We start from the raw sequence: 14093 nt of genomic DNA, 5'->3' as shown, positions 1-14093 counted from the left end.
GCATTTAGTTGAAAATATGTTTTGTAGATTAAAGCAATTTAGAGGAATAGCTACTCGATATGACAAGCTCAAAAGAAATTATCAAAGTTCTGTTGCCTTAGCCTGTATATTTTTATGGCTACCGTTAAAGGGTTAATTATGAACAGTAAGTGTCAACAGATCCTAGTCAAATATAAAATTTCAGGTCATTGGCAGCCTGATTGACTAAATAAAAATTAATAAAAAACCCCGGCATCCTGCCGGGGTTTTTCGTATTGGTTAGCTCGGTATAACTCCTGTCGTACCTTACAATCCTTGTGCTTATCTATTGTCATTGTTATATGGAACTTCCTGTTCCTGATGTAAGTATCATAGGAAAATTCCACTATTCGGGATAGCCGTAAAGAACCGGAATCGATGTAAGTCAATGCGTACAAGTCTGACTGAAAATTATCCGTATTTTTCTGTAGAAGTGAGGATTTATTCTGAATCATGCGCTTCGATAAATTAGCCGATTATGGTTATTTTGCTTGTTTTTAAGACAATTTTTTTATTTTAATGCAGTTAGAATATGTTGATCGATGAGGGGATAAAAAATGAAATCTATTGCAGTCTTTTGTGGTTCAGCTATGGGGAATAGCGAAAATTTTAAAGAGCAGGCCCAAGCTTTGGGTGAGTCTATTGCGAAACGGGGAATCACGCTGGTTTATGGTGGCGGCCGAGCTGGACTGATGGGTGTTGTGGCTGATAGTGCATTACATGCTGGTGGAACAGTCATTGGAGTAATTCCACAAAATCTGGTCGATGCAGAATTGGCCCATCCGCTGTTAACAGAGCTGCATGTGGTGAAAAATATGCATGAACGTAAAACAAAAATGTCTGATCTGGCGGATGCATTTATTGCTTTGCCGGGCGGGGTGGGGACTTTAGAAGAAATTTTTGAGCAGTTGACCTGGGGGCAGTTGGGCCTTCATCAGAAGCCTTGTGCATTTTTAAATATCCATGGATTTTATGATGAATTGCTGAATTTCTTGATGAAAACGACTGAGGCTGGATTTACCCAGTCACGTTTTACCGATGCCTTGATTTCCTCAAGTTCAATTGAGGAAGTTTTGGATGCTTTGGAGCATTATCATGCGCCTGAACCGAAATGGAATAAAAGTGTAAAGGCAGTAGAATCGGTATGAGTAATAAAGTGATTAGGATTGCTGCGGCTATCATTCTGAATGAACAGAATCAGATTTTGTTGGTTCGTAAAAAAGATACCGATTTCTTTATGCATGTGGGCGGAAAGCTGGAACCCAATGAATTGCCTGAAGCTGCACTTTCTAGGGAAGTTCTGGAAGAGACAGGCTGTGAGATGGAAATACTGTCTTATATTGGCAAATATGAAACCGTGGCTGCGAACGAATTGAATCATTCGCTGGTCAGTTATTTGTATCAGGTTAAGTTAAAAAGTCAGCCACAGGTTCAGGCTGAACTTGCGGAAATGCAATGGGTTGATCTCAATCATCCAGACCTGCCTTTAGCCCCTTTAACTCGGGATATTTCAATTCCATGGTGTAAGCAACTATTGGGAATCTAATGGGATCTCAAAAAATTTTAATCTATAGATATGAAATTTAACCAGATTGTCATATTAGAGCGTTAACATTGATGTTTACAAAAGCCCATTTCCCCTCAAATGGGCTTTTTTTATGGTTTTTTATCATTAACTGCTTGGATGAATTAGATGCTTAAACCTGTATGAAGTGCAATCCTTTTAGCAGGAGTTCCCTAAAAAGATAAATCGAACCAGAGTTCTAGAGATTCAAGATTTAAAGAAAATTTTCTTAATTTGAGAAAAAAGCAGGGTTAGGCAGAATATTTAGTCATTGAGAACGACAATTCAAAAAGCCCCAATCTTTCGATCAGGGCTTTTTGAATCTGGAGCGGGAAACGAGACTCGAACTCGCGACCCCAACCTTGGCAAGAGTCACCGACATAAAATACACTAAATTACATAATTGGTATGTTAATAAACTCTATATATAACAGTTATATAGAGTTTTAATTTTGTGTGACGTAATTTAAGGTGGGGTAGGGTACTTTGATTTTTGGTCACTAATTTATTGTGATAATCAACAATAATAACCAACATTCATATGCTTAATCTAAGAGTGTTTTACTGACTGGTATAATTTTATGATGAGAGGGGTGTTGCCTGAGGCTACGGTTTCTGTTTGGCCTTTTGGCGTAAGACGTACAAATATAAGCTTTCTACTTTTTCACGTGTCCATGGTGTGGTACGCAAGAATCGTAATGATGATTTAACACTTGGGTCTATGCAAAAACTGAACCGTACCGGGTTTGTCGGAGACTTTTTTATTTAAGTTAGGCCACCTGACCTAACGGGTTAATCTTATAATCGTACATTGCTTCAAGCTCAAAAGACGATACATAACTCAGCGCATCAAGCACCATATCTGTATTCTTACGTGTTGATACTTTCCAGCCAACAATTGCACATGAAAAAACATCAATAATAAATGTGGTTTAGACCCAATCTGAATGAGTTTTAATATATGTGAAGTCAGCGACCTGAGATACCGTCTTGGTAGTCAATCAGGTTTTGAGATTATTCGGCTAATAAATAATCTCTTTGATAGGCAGTCTGATGTTTTAAAACGCTATAACACAAATCTCTGTACACGACAAATTTCATAGGATCCTTGTCCTATCAGGCTTTTTCTTTCTTAAAATTGCTAGCACTTTCTTAAATTCTTCTTTTTTTCCAAAACCAATCAAACGTAGAATAGCCATTTGAACATAGTCCAAACCGTAGCGAAATAAACTTACTGAAAGTCGTCCATGCTTCTTTATTTTTATCGCTTTTTTCCGATCATGTTGCCATTCACCTGTTAAATAGCACCAACAGAAACCGATAGCTAGCACTGCTATCAATTTCTTGACTCGTCTAGGGTCTGTTAAACGAGTATTTTCAAGATTGAATCCACGTCCTTTGAGACAACTAAATAACGTTTCGATTTCCCAGCGTAATGCATAATCACGAATAGCAGAAGCATTAAACATAGGAGAAACAACAAGTAAAAGCTCTCCATCTTCTAATCGTAGCGCACTAATATACAGTTTCACTCGACCAACCCAAATACGTCGTTTACGACATTCAGTTTGACCAACTTGAAGATGACGAAATAAATCACTAATTTTATGATTCTTGGCTAAGTGATTGGTCACAATAAAGTTTTTTTAACACGTATACAGAAGTTAATGTCATTTTCAATTAACCATGTAAACCATTTCTCACCGATAAATTCTCTGTCTGCAAACACATTCACAATACGATCTTTACCAAAAATGGAGATAAAGCGTTGAATCAAAGCAATACGCTCTTTTGTATCTGAATTTCCACGTTTATTGAGCAATGTCCAAACAATAGGTATTGCTATTCCACGATAGACGATGGCTAACATCAAGATATTAATATCTCGTTTTCCCCATTTCCAATTAGTTCTATCCAAAGTTAATTGGACTTTATCGAATGAAAATATATTGAAAATTAACTGAGAAATTTGACGATAATCGAAATACTGATCTGCAAAGAAGCGTTGTTGTATACGTCGATAAAATGATTGTGGTAAGCACTTGATGGGTAAGGCTTTAGATGCAGAAGAAAGATTACATGTCTGTTTTACAATTAATGCAAGCATAATCAGTGTAAAACATTTTGCATGTGACTTGTTCCACTTTAGATATTTGTTTAAGATGAGATGTAACTCATTGAAATGTGTCATCATATTCGTCGTCAGAAAACAAGTATTATGCCATTATTTCAATGAGTTATCTTTTTTTGTCGTGTACAAAGATATTTTTTAATGATAAATAAAAAGCCTATTTTTAAAGAAATTTAGCATACGGCATAGTGAAAACAACAATAGAGCAATTACTCAACAATAAACATTAACATCAATTATTTAGATCATATTCAATTTTAATAAAAAGACAAATGTGTATTAAAAATAGCCATCATACGTCTATTTTTGATTACAAAATATAATGAGGGGATTGCTTCCCATTTCATACATTTTTCATATATAAAAAGACATACTATTTTTAAGGTTTTTCTAAACCAATTTTTTTACTTCATAATTTTTAACATCATAATTAAAGGTGAACCATGCAAAATAAGAAGCGCACCCCATTAGACGCGCAACAGTCCCATCTTTGGATTATTGGTGGTGGTATCGCAGGTATGGCTGCTGCTGCATTTGCAATCCGTGATGCCAAAGTCCCTGCCAAAAATATCCATATTTTAGAAGAACTCGATATTTCAGGTGGTTCGATGGATGGTGGACATACACCGCATGCCGCGCAAGCTTGGGTAACACGTGGTGGGCGAATGCTGACCGATGAAACTTATTTGTGCCTATGGGACTTATTTTCCAGTATTCCATCTTTGGAAAATCCAGACATTTCGGTGCGTGAAGAATGTCGTGAGTTTAATGAAAAAGTGAAAACCCACGCCAATGCACGGTTGATTGATGCCGAACATGTCATTGCGGATGCAGCAAAGCTTGGTCTGAATACGCTACATCGTGCACAGATGCTGCGCCTATTAGCTTCAAAAGAAGAAAAAATTGGCAGTCGCCGCATTGATGAGTTTTTTGATGAAACCTTTTTTGAAACCAATTTCTGGCGCATGTGGCGCACGACTTTCGCTTTTCAAAAATGGCACAGTGCAGCAGAGTTAAGACGCTATTTCTTGCGTTTTATTCAAGAATTGCCACGCATTCATACCTTAGCGGGTGTGAAACGTACCAAGTACAACCAATATGACTCGATGATTCTGCCCCTACAGCGTTGGTTAGTCGCACAAGGCGTCGATGTGCGTTTTGGACACTATGTCACAGATGCAGACTTCATTACCAATGCTGAAACTCAAGAACGCTACGCTTCACGCCTATATGTACAATTGCCTGAAGGCTCAGAGCAAATTAATCTGAAAGCCAATGATTTAGCTATTTTCACTTTAGGCTCTATTACAGCAGACTCACGTTATGGCGGTAATCATGACGTGCCTGCCCTTATTCGTCATCGAGAAGATCATGGCTGGACGCTTTGGGAAACGCTGGCACAAAAAGCCCCAGACTTTGGCCGTCCAATGACTTTTTATGGCAATGTCGATGAACATAAGTGGGAGTCTTTCACTCTGACCATGAAAGATGACGTGCTACTTAAACGTATTATTGACTATACAGGCAATGAACCAGGCACAGGCGCACTCATGACTTGGTATGAGTCGGGTTGGCATTTATCCATCGTGGTTCCTGCACAGCCACACTTTGCCGACTTACCTGAAGGTTTATATACCTTATGGGGCTACGGTTTCCAAATTGACCATATAGGCGATTACATCAAAAAACCAATGTCCGAAGCCACGGGGCAAGAAATCCTAACAGAACTGATTAAACAGCTCGGTTTTGACGACATTTTAGATCATGTTTTGGCAACGACTGATGTTACTACCGCCATGATGCCATACGCCTCTGCCCTATTCGCCTGCCGTAAACCGGGGGATCGTCCACAGGTAATTCCACAAGGCTCACAAAACTTTGCTTTCCTTGGACAGTTTGTGGAAATTGAAGATGACGTGGTCTTTACTGTGGAATATTCAGTTCGTGGGGCGATGCTTGCCATTTATGAATTTTTTGGGGTGGAACGTGAAATCCCTGAAATTTACAACGGTCTACTTGATCCCAAAGTGGGTTTAAAAGCTTTAGAAACAGTGTTCCACTAAGTTTTTAATATATAGCGATAAGAGCACCTTTATGTCGCCACTATTACATAGTTTAATTTAAGCAACGTTTGGATACACGAGTGTGGCAGGGATGCCACACGTTATCCATCATAATAGGGATGTTATGTATGGGTAACAAAGGCTTTTGCTTTCTTTTGGCTTATCAAAAGTAAGGGTATTGCCTACACAAACACCTTTTATACTTTATTGAAAGTTGAGGCCGTGTACGCACCTAATTTTAAATTGGATAAAAAGAAAAATTAGATAAAACTTTATACCTCATTCGTAAATAAATTGACTAATCAACATAGGAAAAACATCTCCACGTTTTAAATAATACTCCGAAACTGACTAAGTGCTTTTCTATCTTTTTCTCATGATTTTAGATTTCATAAAAATTACCTCTGTACACGACAAATTTCATAGGATCCTTGCCCTATCAGGCTTTTTCTTTCTTAAAATTGCTAGCACTTTCTTAAATTCTTCTTTTTTTCCAAAACCAATCAAACGTAGAATAGCCATTTGAACATAGTCCAAACCGTAGCGAAATAAACTTACTGAAATGTAGGGGTTACACGGTTTGTCGCCATTACAGCATGTCCAACTGGTGTTGCGCATACGTTTATGGCGGCCGAAGCCTTACAACAAGGTGCAGTAAAGCACGGTTATCAGATTGATGTTGAAACCCAAGCATCGGTTGGGGCTAAAAATATTTTATCGGCAGAAAGTATTGCCAAAGCAGATGTGGTGATCTTAGCAACGGATATTGAGGTCAATACAGATCGCTTTGTAGGCAAACGTGTATATCGCTGCAGTACAGGATTTGCCCTTAAACAAACGGATAAGACTTTTGCAAATGCAATTGCTGAGGCCAAAGTGCTTGAAACGGGTAAGCAAATAGCCACTAAGACAGGAAATGAAAACAAAGAAAAAACAGGAATTTATAAACACCTTTTAACAGGGGTGTCTTTCATGCTGCCGATGGTGGTGGCGGGCGGTTTGATCATTGCCATCTCGTTTATGTTTGGCCTCAATCCTGTTGAAGGAAGCTTTGCCGCATCCTTAAAGCAAATAGGTGCTGCAGCATTTACTCTTATGGTACCTATGCTGGCAGGTTACATTGCTTATTCTATTGCGGATCGTCCGGGTTTAACTCCAGGTTTGATTGGCGGTTTACTTGCCACACAATTAGAGGCAGGCTTTCTCGGTGGATTAGTTGCAGGTTTTATTGCAGGTTATATTGCGTTATTTTTATCGAAACAGCTTAAACTCCCGAGTAGCCTAGAAGCATTAAAACCAATATTGATTATTCCACTATTGGCCAGTTTAGCTGTTGGTTTAATCATGATTTATGTGGTTGGACAGCCTGTTGCACAATTGTTTGAATTACTCACACACTTCCTTGCCAATATGGGGACGACCAATGCCATGATCATGGGGGTTATCCTTGGGAGTATGATGTGTATTGATGTTGGGGGCCCAATAAACAAAGCGGCTTATGCCTTTACGGTGGGCTTACTTACGTCACAAACATACGGACCGATGGCGATTACCATGGCTGCGGGTATGGTACCGCCATTGGGTATGGCAATTGCAACTTTTCTAGCAAAGCATAAATTTGCCAAACCTGAGCAAGATGCAGGGAAGGCTGCTGTAGTTCTGGGCCTATGTTTCATTTCGGAAGGGGCTATTCCGTTTGCTGCCAAAGACCCGATTCGAGTGCTTCCATGTGCGATCGCAGGTGGTGCTGTAACTGGGGCTTTGGTTGCATTATTTAAATGTGAACTAGTCACTCCTCATGGCGGTGTAATGGTACTGATCATTCCGAATGCGATGAATTATCCATTAAAATATTTATTGGCGATTGCGATTGGAAGTGTGGTGACTGGTGTAGCTTATGCCGTAATAAAACAACGGTTAGAATAAGCCCTTCATAGAAGCTTTGTGAAAGCTATTTAGTGCAATAAATGAATATTATGCTCAATCCTATTTTGGATCAGTTGGAGAGTCTCTGCTTGAATTTGTCCAGGTAATAGGTCATGAGCGATATTGCTGAATCAGATTGTAACCTTACAAATCGAGCCAATAATTTCATCAACTTCTTGGACACAAAGTTCTGCTTCCTGAGTACCAAGTTTCACAAGAGCTTGTCGAGGAATATTCAGTGCCTCACCCATGATATCCATTTGATGTGGAGGAAAGTTCTAAACCTTTACTGATCGCTTCTGCACTGTATTCAAAGGCGATTAATGGCCGACCTGTGATTGCGGTTGAGGAAACCAATGTACCCCAAAGCCAATATTCACCCCATCCATTGTAGTAAACATTAAGTTTTTGAGCATGGATTTATTTCCTTTTGATACGTTGGCGAGCAGTACTGTTCTGAAATGACAGCTTTGTCCGTTATAATTGTATAAACATTTTTGGTTTCTGGTAATTATGTCCTCATTGATCAATTTTCTATCTCGCTTTAGTACTGCAACTCTTCAGCGCAGTCTGAGCTATGCTAAACACATTGATAGGGAAACGATTGAGTTCTTTGAGGAAAAAGACGGGGTTACGATGTATGCCCAAATTGAAGGAACAGATTATTACGATACCGCAATTACCTATAATCCCCAAAAAGACCGTTTAATCGATGACGACTGCACTTGTCCGGTTGGATATAACTGTAAACATGCTGCTGCTTTAGCGCGGTTATTCTTTCAGGAATATCGCCAGGAATTTCAGCAGCGTTATGCTGACTCTCAATCCCCGCAGGGAATCGCAAAACGCCAACGGGGGGATGATCAGGCGCAGCGCTGGTTGAATGATTTTAAACGGTATTTACAACAGACTGAACCAGAGCAATCTGTCAAAACAAACAATTATTTAATTTACCTGCTAGATCAGTCTGTCAGCTTAAAGAAATTGACAGTTGATGTGCAGAAAGCCAGACGCAATAAAAACGGCTCAATTGCGGGGGAAAGTTATTATACCCAATATGAAAATATCACCAGAAAGCATCTGACTTTACCTGAACAAAAACGACAATTATTTAACCAGATTTATTATTATGCCAAAATAAACAGTGACGAACGCTTTTATCAAAGCAATCTTGATATCTCCAGAATTTTATTGGAGCATTTCAAATCTTTTATTCAAAGTGGCGATGTTTATTGGAAAAAAAAGAGCCATGCTGCACTTCAATGGTCAGAACAAGGCTACAACATCGAATTTAGATGGGAACAAGGGGCTAAACAACAGACTGAGCATTTAAATATTGAATTGGTCAATGGTGATATTCGACTCGATTTAAAATCAAATCCTCATATTCAGATTCTCGCGAGCCAGCCACCGTGTTATGTGGATATTCAACACAACACGGTGGGCCAGTTATATGGTGAATATACGGCAAATCTTCTGTACCATTTTTTACAGATGCCTGATCTTCCATCTATGCTCTTGCCAGAGTTTGAGCAACTGACTCATCAATATTCAGACGTGAAAAATCTGCCTCGGCCCGAGTCTATTCAGCATATTGATGTCCTTGAGGGTAGTCCCCAGCCAATTTTACGCTTCGGTGTTTTAGATAAATTTGATTGGAAATGGGAAGAGTCTGTTTGTGCCGAAATTGAATTCTCCTATGCAGGCGGGCGAATAAAAGCAGGTACATCAGGTGACAGTTTTATTGGTGAGCAGCATGGCAAAATGGTGCGACAGCTTCGGGACTTAGTTCAGGAACAACAGTCAATCCAGCGTTTACAGCTATTGGTCGAATCACTGAAGTGGGTGAAAGATCTTAGTTATGACCAGCAATTAAAACTGGATAAACAACGTCTCGATTCTATGGTTTTTGCGTTCTATGGAGACTGGATCAAACAGCTGATGCCCATCAATCAAATTGAATTGATTGGATGGCAGATAGAGCATCTGGAACACAGCCCATTTAAGCTGCAATATGTTGAAAATTTAAATATTTCCATCACTGAATCTGAAAGCCAACAAGACTGGTTCAATATCGGGGCGACCGTTCAGGACAGTGCAGGCAATAGCTATGATTTACTCGATGCACTTGTGGCTTTGGTGAAAGAACAGCCTGATTTACTTGATCCACGGATTTTTGGTCATCTGAATGACAGTCACATTTTCACCCTGAAAACTGCAGCGGATCAACCAGATTTGGCTTTATCCGCAAAGGACATTAAGCCGGTATTGTTGCATTTGCAGAGCATTTTACAGCAAGAAGAGCGTAGCATAGATCGCTATGATGCGAGTCAACTATTAGAATTACAGCATCATCTGGGGATGGTGTGGCAGGTCAGTAATCGCCTGCAGCAATTTGCGCAGAAATTCAAACAAGGCTATCAGCAACAACTGCCGACACCACAAGGTTTTCAGGGGGAATTACGTCCATACCAGCAGCAGGGCCTAGGCTGGTTACAGTTTTTAAGGGAAACCCAGCATGGCGGGATTCTGGCAGATGATATGGGTTTGGGTAAAACAGCACAAACTTTAGCCCACTTACTCATGGAAAAGCAGGCTGGTCATTTGCAGGACAGACCCGCCTTAATTGTTGCACCCACATCGCTGATGCATAACTGGTTCAAAGAAGCGGAAAAATTTACCCCTGAGCTCAAGGTACTGCTGCTACAAGGCCCCGACCGCCATCAGTATTTTGAGCAGATTCCGCACTATGACATTGTGTTAACCACCTATCCGCTCTTGGCGAGAGATGAAGAACAACTGAAACAATATGAATATCATCAACTCATTTTGGATGAAGCACAGAATATCAAAAATCCGCGTGCCAAAGCTGCACAGGTGGTACGGCAATTAAAAGCACGACATCGTCTATGTCTAACCGGTACACCTATGGAAAATCATTTGGGTGAGCTGTGGGCAATATTTTATTTTCTGATGCCAGGATTTTTATATTCACAAGAAATCTTTAATAAAAAATACCGCTATCCGATTGAAAAACGCGGTGATCAGCAGTTAAGGCAAAAGTTGGTAAACCGCATTAAACCCTTTATTTTACGTCGCTTGAAAACTGACGTTGCCAAGGAATTGCCAGAAAAAACCACGATTGAAGTCAATATTGACATGAATGAACAGCAATCCAAGCTATATGAGGCTGTTCGCGCCACGATGCAGGCAAGCATTCAGAAAATTGTGGCAGAAAAAGGCTTTAAACGTAGTCAAATTCAAATTTTAGATGCCTTACTGAAGCTACGTCAGGTATGTTGCCATCCTAGCTTACTGAAACTGGATTCAGTGAAAACCGGGCAGGCACACTCTGCCAAACTTGAACAGTTGATCGATATGGTCGTTCCAATGGTGGAAGAGGGGCGAAAAATTCTTATTTTCTCTCAGTTTACCTCAATGTTGGAACTGATTGAACAACAGCTCTATCACGCAAAAATTGGCTATGTGAAGCTGACTGGAAAGACCAAAAAGCGAGATGAAGTCATTACAGCATTTCAGTCTGGACAAGTGCCGGTATTTTTAATCAGTCTGAAAGCAGGAGGGGTCGGTCTGAATCTAACTGCCGCAGATACGGTCATTCACTATGATCCATGGTGGAACCCTGCTGCTGAAGATCAAGCTTCAGATCGTGCATGGCGGATTGGACAGGACAAGCCGGTATTTGTGTATAAGCTGATTACCAATAAAAGCATAGAAGAAAAAATTATTGCCTTGCAGCAGAATAAAGCAGAACTGGCACAGTCTATTCTAAGCACAGATCATGAGGGAGAAGCGAAACTGACGGAAAATGATGTGATGAAATTGTTTGAGAAATTTTAGCTTGGTTACAGGTTTCCTCTAATTATCTGTAAGTATCTGAAAGTCTGGATGCAATCTTTTCCAATGTTCTCTTAATTTTTCTTTATGAACAGAAATCATAGGTAAGTCTAGTAATAGCACTGGCCATACTGAACGTGCTTTGTCCATAATGGCGTGAAGTTGTTTTTCTATAACACGCCATGGAACACCGACTTTTTCCGCCCATTGTTTAAAGTGTTTCATCTCAGCTAAATACCAATCTTTATTTTTGGCAAGATTCAATGCGAAATGACGCTCATTTTCAATATATACACTTGTCATCAATATATCGTATGCAGGGGATAATCTTGGCGTTGTTTTATCGTGATAAATCATACTCCAGTTCTTTAAGTGTGCATCTCCATTGGCGAGCAAAATGTTGACAAGTAAGCGGCTGGCAAATTGCTGAATATCAAGAATTTTGTTATCTGAAAATTGATAAATGATCTTTCCTATCTGCTCATAATTTGTGGTGCTGTATTTCTGCTGTGGATATGCACCGAAGATCTGAGCAAAGTCTTCGATGTGAATAAGCTCTGTAGTATCAGCAGTACTCTGTCTATCAAATCTTTTTATTGCAAAAGCATATTGCTCTTGGGGTAAATTTAATGGTGGAAGGTTTTGTAAGAGTCCCATATCCACCAAGCGAATCTCAGGGACATCTATTCCGACCATTTTGGCAAGGCTCATCATAGAATATTCATTTAGCGGAACAAAGGCATGTCTGGAAGAAGGAGTTTTGACAATCCAGTCCCCGAGTAGAGTCGTTTCCGTTGCCTGTGCTAATGTAAAACGCCCATCTTTGGCTTTCATGGAAAACTTCATTTGGACGCCGGCCAAGGAAAACTTATTATTTGTCCGAATCTCTTGTTTTAATATCTGATCTGGATTCGAGATCTGAAGCTTAAATTTTATTCCATCTGGGATTTCTTCTGGATCTACTGGGGTTGCAATTAGTGCCCCAGGTAAATCATGACCTAAAGCTGCCAATAACTGAAATTCATTGTCTATATGTACTTTGAGGCTTTGTGCAATCAGTTCGCGTAATGCACCTTCTGGTAGCAAGTTTGATAGCAAGGGATGTAAACGCTGATGTGTAACATAGGTCTTTTCTAAAATCTTATCCACTTGAGGATACAAGGGGGAAGTCAGCAGGCTCAAGGTCGGGCGTTGCTGATCAGAGCGGAAAGAATCTGTAAAAACCAGAATATTTTTTCCGCTCTGAAATCCTGCCAAGTATCCAACGATACCGTGATGTAATGTTAATTTCAGGACGGCAACAGTATTCATGGTTCCTCTCCTCCGAGAAGACCCTTCCATGGGTTAGTCATTAAGTCATCCTGATCTTCAATAGTGACTTTAATTTCATCATTCAATAATTGTCTAATCAAATGAACCTTATCATCTGGGATGAGCATCAGTTGAGCATTTAGTCCTGCCGCAATAATTTCTAAGGTATCTAATCGAGGATTGCCTTGACTTTCCAGCTTTTGGTATTGCTGTCTTGAAATGCCTGTACGGGATTGCATATCAACTTGCTTTAAGCCCAATTGGGTTCGTCTTTTTTTGATTTGCTGAAGTAAAGACTTATTCATTGTAGATACATTTATTGCTTTTTGGTGGTATAAGAGGCATATTAGTTGCTTTTTTATTAAGAAGCAATGACAGAAATTATTAACAGGCTCCGCGGCATCAATATTTAGGATCTAGGCAAGCTGATCTTGTTTAACATAAGCCACTTAGTAGTAGCTAATACTATCTTTTGTTTTGGAGTTTTTTTTATCTTGTATGATTGATACTCTGGAGCATCATCTACACGGTTTTTTGTTCACAGTTTTGAAAGAGCACTTTTGTAAACTTACTTTTTTAAGTATAAAAATTTCTTATGAAGTAAAATATTGAATAAAACAACAATAAAAAAGCCCCAGTCATTCAACTGAGGCTTTTAGAATCTGGAGCGGGAAACGAGACTCGAACTCGCGACCCCAACCTTGGCAAGGTCACCGAGATTTATTCTATTAAATGACCTTAATTATAAGTATATGATTTAATTACTGGTATATAGTTTTTGGTGGAGTAAAATTTTGATCAATTTAGATCATTTCATGTTGTTTTGGTCACTTTATTTTAGATTTTTTATTTTATAAAAGTCACCTAGATTTTGGTTTCAATAAATTTAATTTAAAATAAAAATTTATCATATGGTAAAAATGTATATATCATCAAATTCTTCTCTGTGGACTGCCACTACTCTCCTAGACAAATATCGTCTATTGGTGGACTACTCAAGATCAGTCAGATGTTGCTGTTCACGGAAAAAGTTTACCTTGTATTGCAGCAAAGTCTGGTTAATTTCAGCAACTACCGCTTCATCCAGCTCACCACGGCACTGTTGCAAATAGAGATTTGAGTCGATGATGTTCCCTTTAAAAAGTACTTAGAGACCGAAAACCCTGTTGATTAGACACACTTCACCCTGAGGCTGACCATAATAAAATGACGATGCTTGTCC

General features: G+C 39.4%; 8 protein-coding genes and 7 pseudogenes. 7 read left to right on the top strand and 8 right to left on the bottom strand.

Annotated features, from left to right (window positions below; genetic code table 11):
* The 3 genes and pseudogenes from FTU46_RS15925 to FTU46_RS15915 all read left to right on the top strand — a co-directional run.
* Window positions 1-136: pseudogene (locus FTU46_RS15925) on the top strand (IS5/IS1182 family transposase); the annotation flags it as partial.
* Window positions 137-575: 439 nt separating this feature from the next.
* Window positions 576-1166: a TIGR00730 family Rossman fold protein gene (locus FTU46_RS15920; protein WP_166135108.1), complete on the top strand. Its 591-nt coding sequence runs from the start codon at window positions 576-578 to the stop codon at window positions 1164-1166.
* Entirely contained in the window at window positions 1163-1564 is a 402-nt protein-coding gene (locus FTU46_RS15915; RefSeq protein ID WP_180105321.1) for an NUDIX domain-containing protein, read from the top strand. The genes FTU46_RS15920 and FTU46_RS15915 overlap by 4 nt, the downstream gene beginning before the upstream one ends.
* A 624-nt stretch (window positions 1565-2188) precedes the next feature.
* On the opposite strand, the pseudogene FTU46_RS15910 reads toward FTU46_RS15915, so the two are convergent.
* The 3 genes and pseudogenes from FTU46_RS15910 to FTU46_RS15900 form a co-directional block, all read right to left on the bottom strand.
* Window positions 2189-2311 (bottom strand): annotated as a pseudogene (locus FTU46_RS15910) (VF530 family DNA-binding protein); the annotation flags it as partial.
* A 113-nt stretch (window positions 2312-2424) separates the two neighbouring features.
* Window positions 2425-2559: pseudogene (locus FTU46_RS15905) on the bottom strand (IS3 family transposase); the annotation flags it as partial.
* 120 nt (window positions 2560-2679) lie between these two features.
* Window positions 2680-3773 (bottom strand): IS4-like element ISAba33 family transposase gene (locus FTU46_RS15900; protein WP_180017856.1). Its coding sequence is split into 2 segments (ribosomal slippage): window positions 2680-3230 and window positions 3230-3773, totalling 1095 coding nucleotides; the frame shifts between segments, so codons are not numbered across the junction.
* A gap of 383 nt (window positions 3774-4156) precedes the next feature.
* Between FTU46_RS15900 and FTU46_RS15895 the strand changes: the two genes are divergently transcribed.
* Window positions 4157-5776: an oleate hydratase gene (locus FTU46_RS15895; RefSeq protein WP_004883953.1), complete on the top strand. Its 1620-nt coding sequence runs from the start codon at window positions 4157-4159 to the stop codon at window positions 5774-5776.
* Window positions 5777-6196: 420 nt separating this feature from the next.
* On the opposite strand, the pseudogene FTU46_RS15890 reads toward FTU46_RS15895, so the two are convergent.
* Window positions 6197-6340, bottom strand: a pseudogene (locus tag FTU46_RS15890) (IS4 family transposase); the annotation flags it as partial.
* Window positions 6341-6352: 12 nt separating this feature from the next.
* Here FTU46_RS15890 and FTU46_RS15885 point away from each other — a divergent pair.
* Window positions 6353-7702, top strand: a pseudogene (locus FTU46_RS15885) (fructose-specific PTS transporter subunit EIIC); the annotation flags it as partial.
* 29 nt (window positions 7703-7731) lie between these two features.
* Here the strand turns inward: FTU46_RS15885 and FTU46_RS15880 are convergent.
* Window positions 7732-7968: pseudogene (locus tag FTU46_RS15880) on the bottom strand (hypothetical protein); the annotation flags it as partial.
* On the opposite strand from FTU46_RS15880, the gene FTU46_RS16810 reads away from it, so the two are divergent.
* Entirely contained in the window at window positions 7968-8096 is a 129-nt protein-coding gene (locus FTU46_RS16810; RefSeq protein ID WP_257218602.1) for a hypothetical protein, read from the top strand. The pseudogene FTU46_RS15880 and the gene FTU46_RS16810 overlap by 1 nt on opposite strands.
* A 119-nt stretch (window positions 8097-8215) precedes the next feature.
* A complete protein-coding gene (locus tag FTU46_RS15875) occupies window positions 8216-11563 on the top strand; it encodes a DEAD/DEAH box helicase (RefSeq protein WP_180105320.1) in 3348 nt (1115 codons plus the stop codon).
* 18 nt (window positions 11564-11581) lie between these two features.
* Here the strand turns inward: FTU46_RS15875 and FTU46_RS15870 are convergent, their stop codons facing one another.
* The 3 genes and pseudogenes from FTU46_RS15870 to FTU46_RS15860 all read right to left on the bottom strand — a co-directional run.
* Window positions 11582-12871, bottom strand: a complete 1290-nt coding sequence (locus FTU46_RS15870; RefSeq protein ID WP_180105319.1) for a type II toxin-antitoxin system HipA family toxin — start codon at window positions 12869-12871, stop codon at window positions 11582-11584.
* The gene (locus FTU46_RS15865; RefSeq protein ID WP_180105318.1) at window positions 12868-13176 is read right to left on the bottom strand and encodes a helix-turn-helix transcriptional regulator; all 309 of its coding nucleotides are present in this window, start codon (window positions 13174-13176) and stop codon (window positions 12868-12870) included. The genes FTU46_RS15870 and FTU46_RS15865 overlap by 4 nt, the downstream gene beginning before the upstream one ends.
* An 842-nt stretch (window positions 13177-14018) precedes the next feature.
* A pseudogene (locus FTU46_RS15860) lies at window positions 14019-14093 on the bottom strand (IS6 family transposase); the annotation flags it as partial.

Origin of the sequence: Acinetobacter sp. YH12108 (genome assembly GCF_013419055.1) — a bacterium.
In the GTDB taxonomy this organism is placed as follows: domain Bacteria; phylum Pseudomonadota; class Gammaproteobacteria; order Pseudomonadales; family Moraxellaceae; genus Acinetobacter.
Note: the sequence above shows the minus strand (reverse complement) of the source record. Positions and strands in the feature narration are given on the sequence as shown.

Bases quoted from the DNA above. Each gene is read 5' to 3' on its own strand.
- FTU46_RS15920 (WP_166135108.1), top strand. From the start codon at position 576: ATGAAATCTATTGCAGTCTTTTGTGGTTCAGCTATGGGGAATAGCGAA.
- FTU46_RS15915 (WP_180105321.1), top strand. From the start codon at position 1,163: ATGAGTAATAAAGTGATTAGGATTGCTGCGGCTATCATTCTGAATGAA.
- FTU46_RS15895 (WP_004883953.1), top strand. From the start codon at position 4,157: ATGCAAAATAAGAAGCGCACCCCATTAGACGCGCAACAGTCCCATCTT.
- FTU46_RS15875 (WP_180105320.1), top strand. From the start codon at position 8,216: ATGTCCTCATTGATCAATTTTCTATCTCGCTTTAGTACTGCAACTCTT.
- FTU46_RS15870 (WP_180105319.1), bottom strand. From the start codon at position 12,871: ATGAATACTGTTGCCGTCCTGAAATTAACATTACATCACGGTATCGTT.
- FTU46_RS15865 (WP_180105318.1), bottom strand. From the start codon at position 13,176: ATGAATAAGTCTTTACTTCAGCAAATCAAAAAAAGACGAACCCAATTG.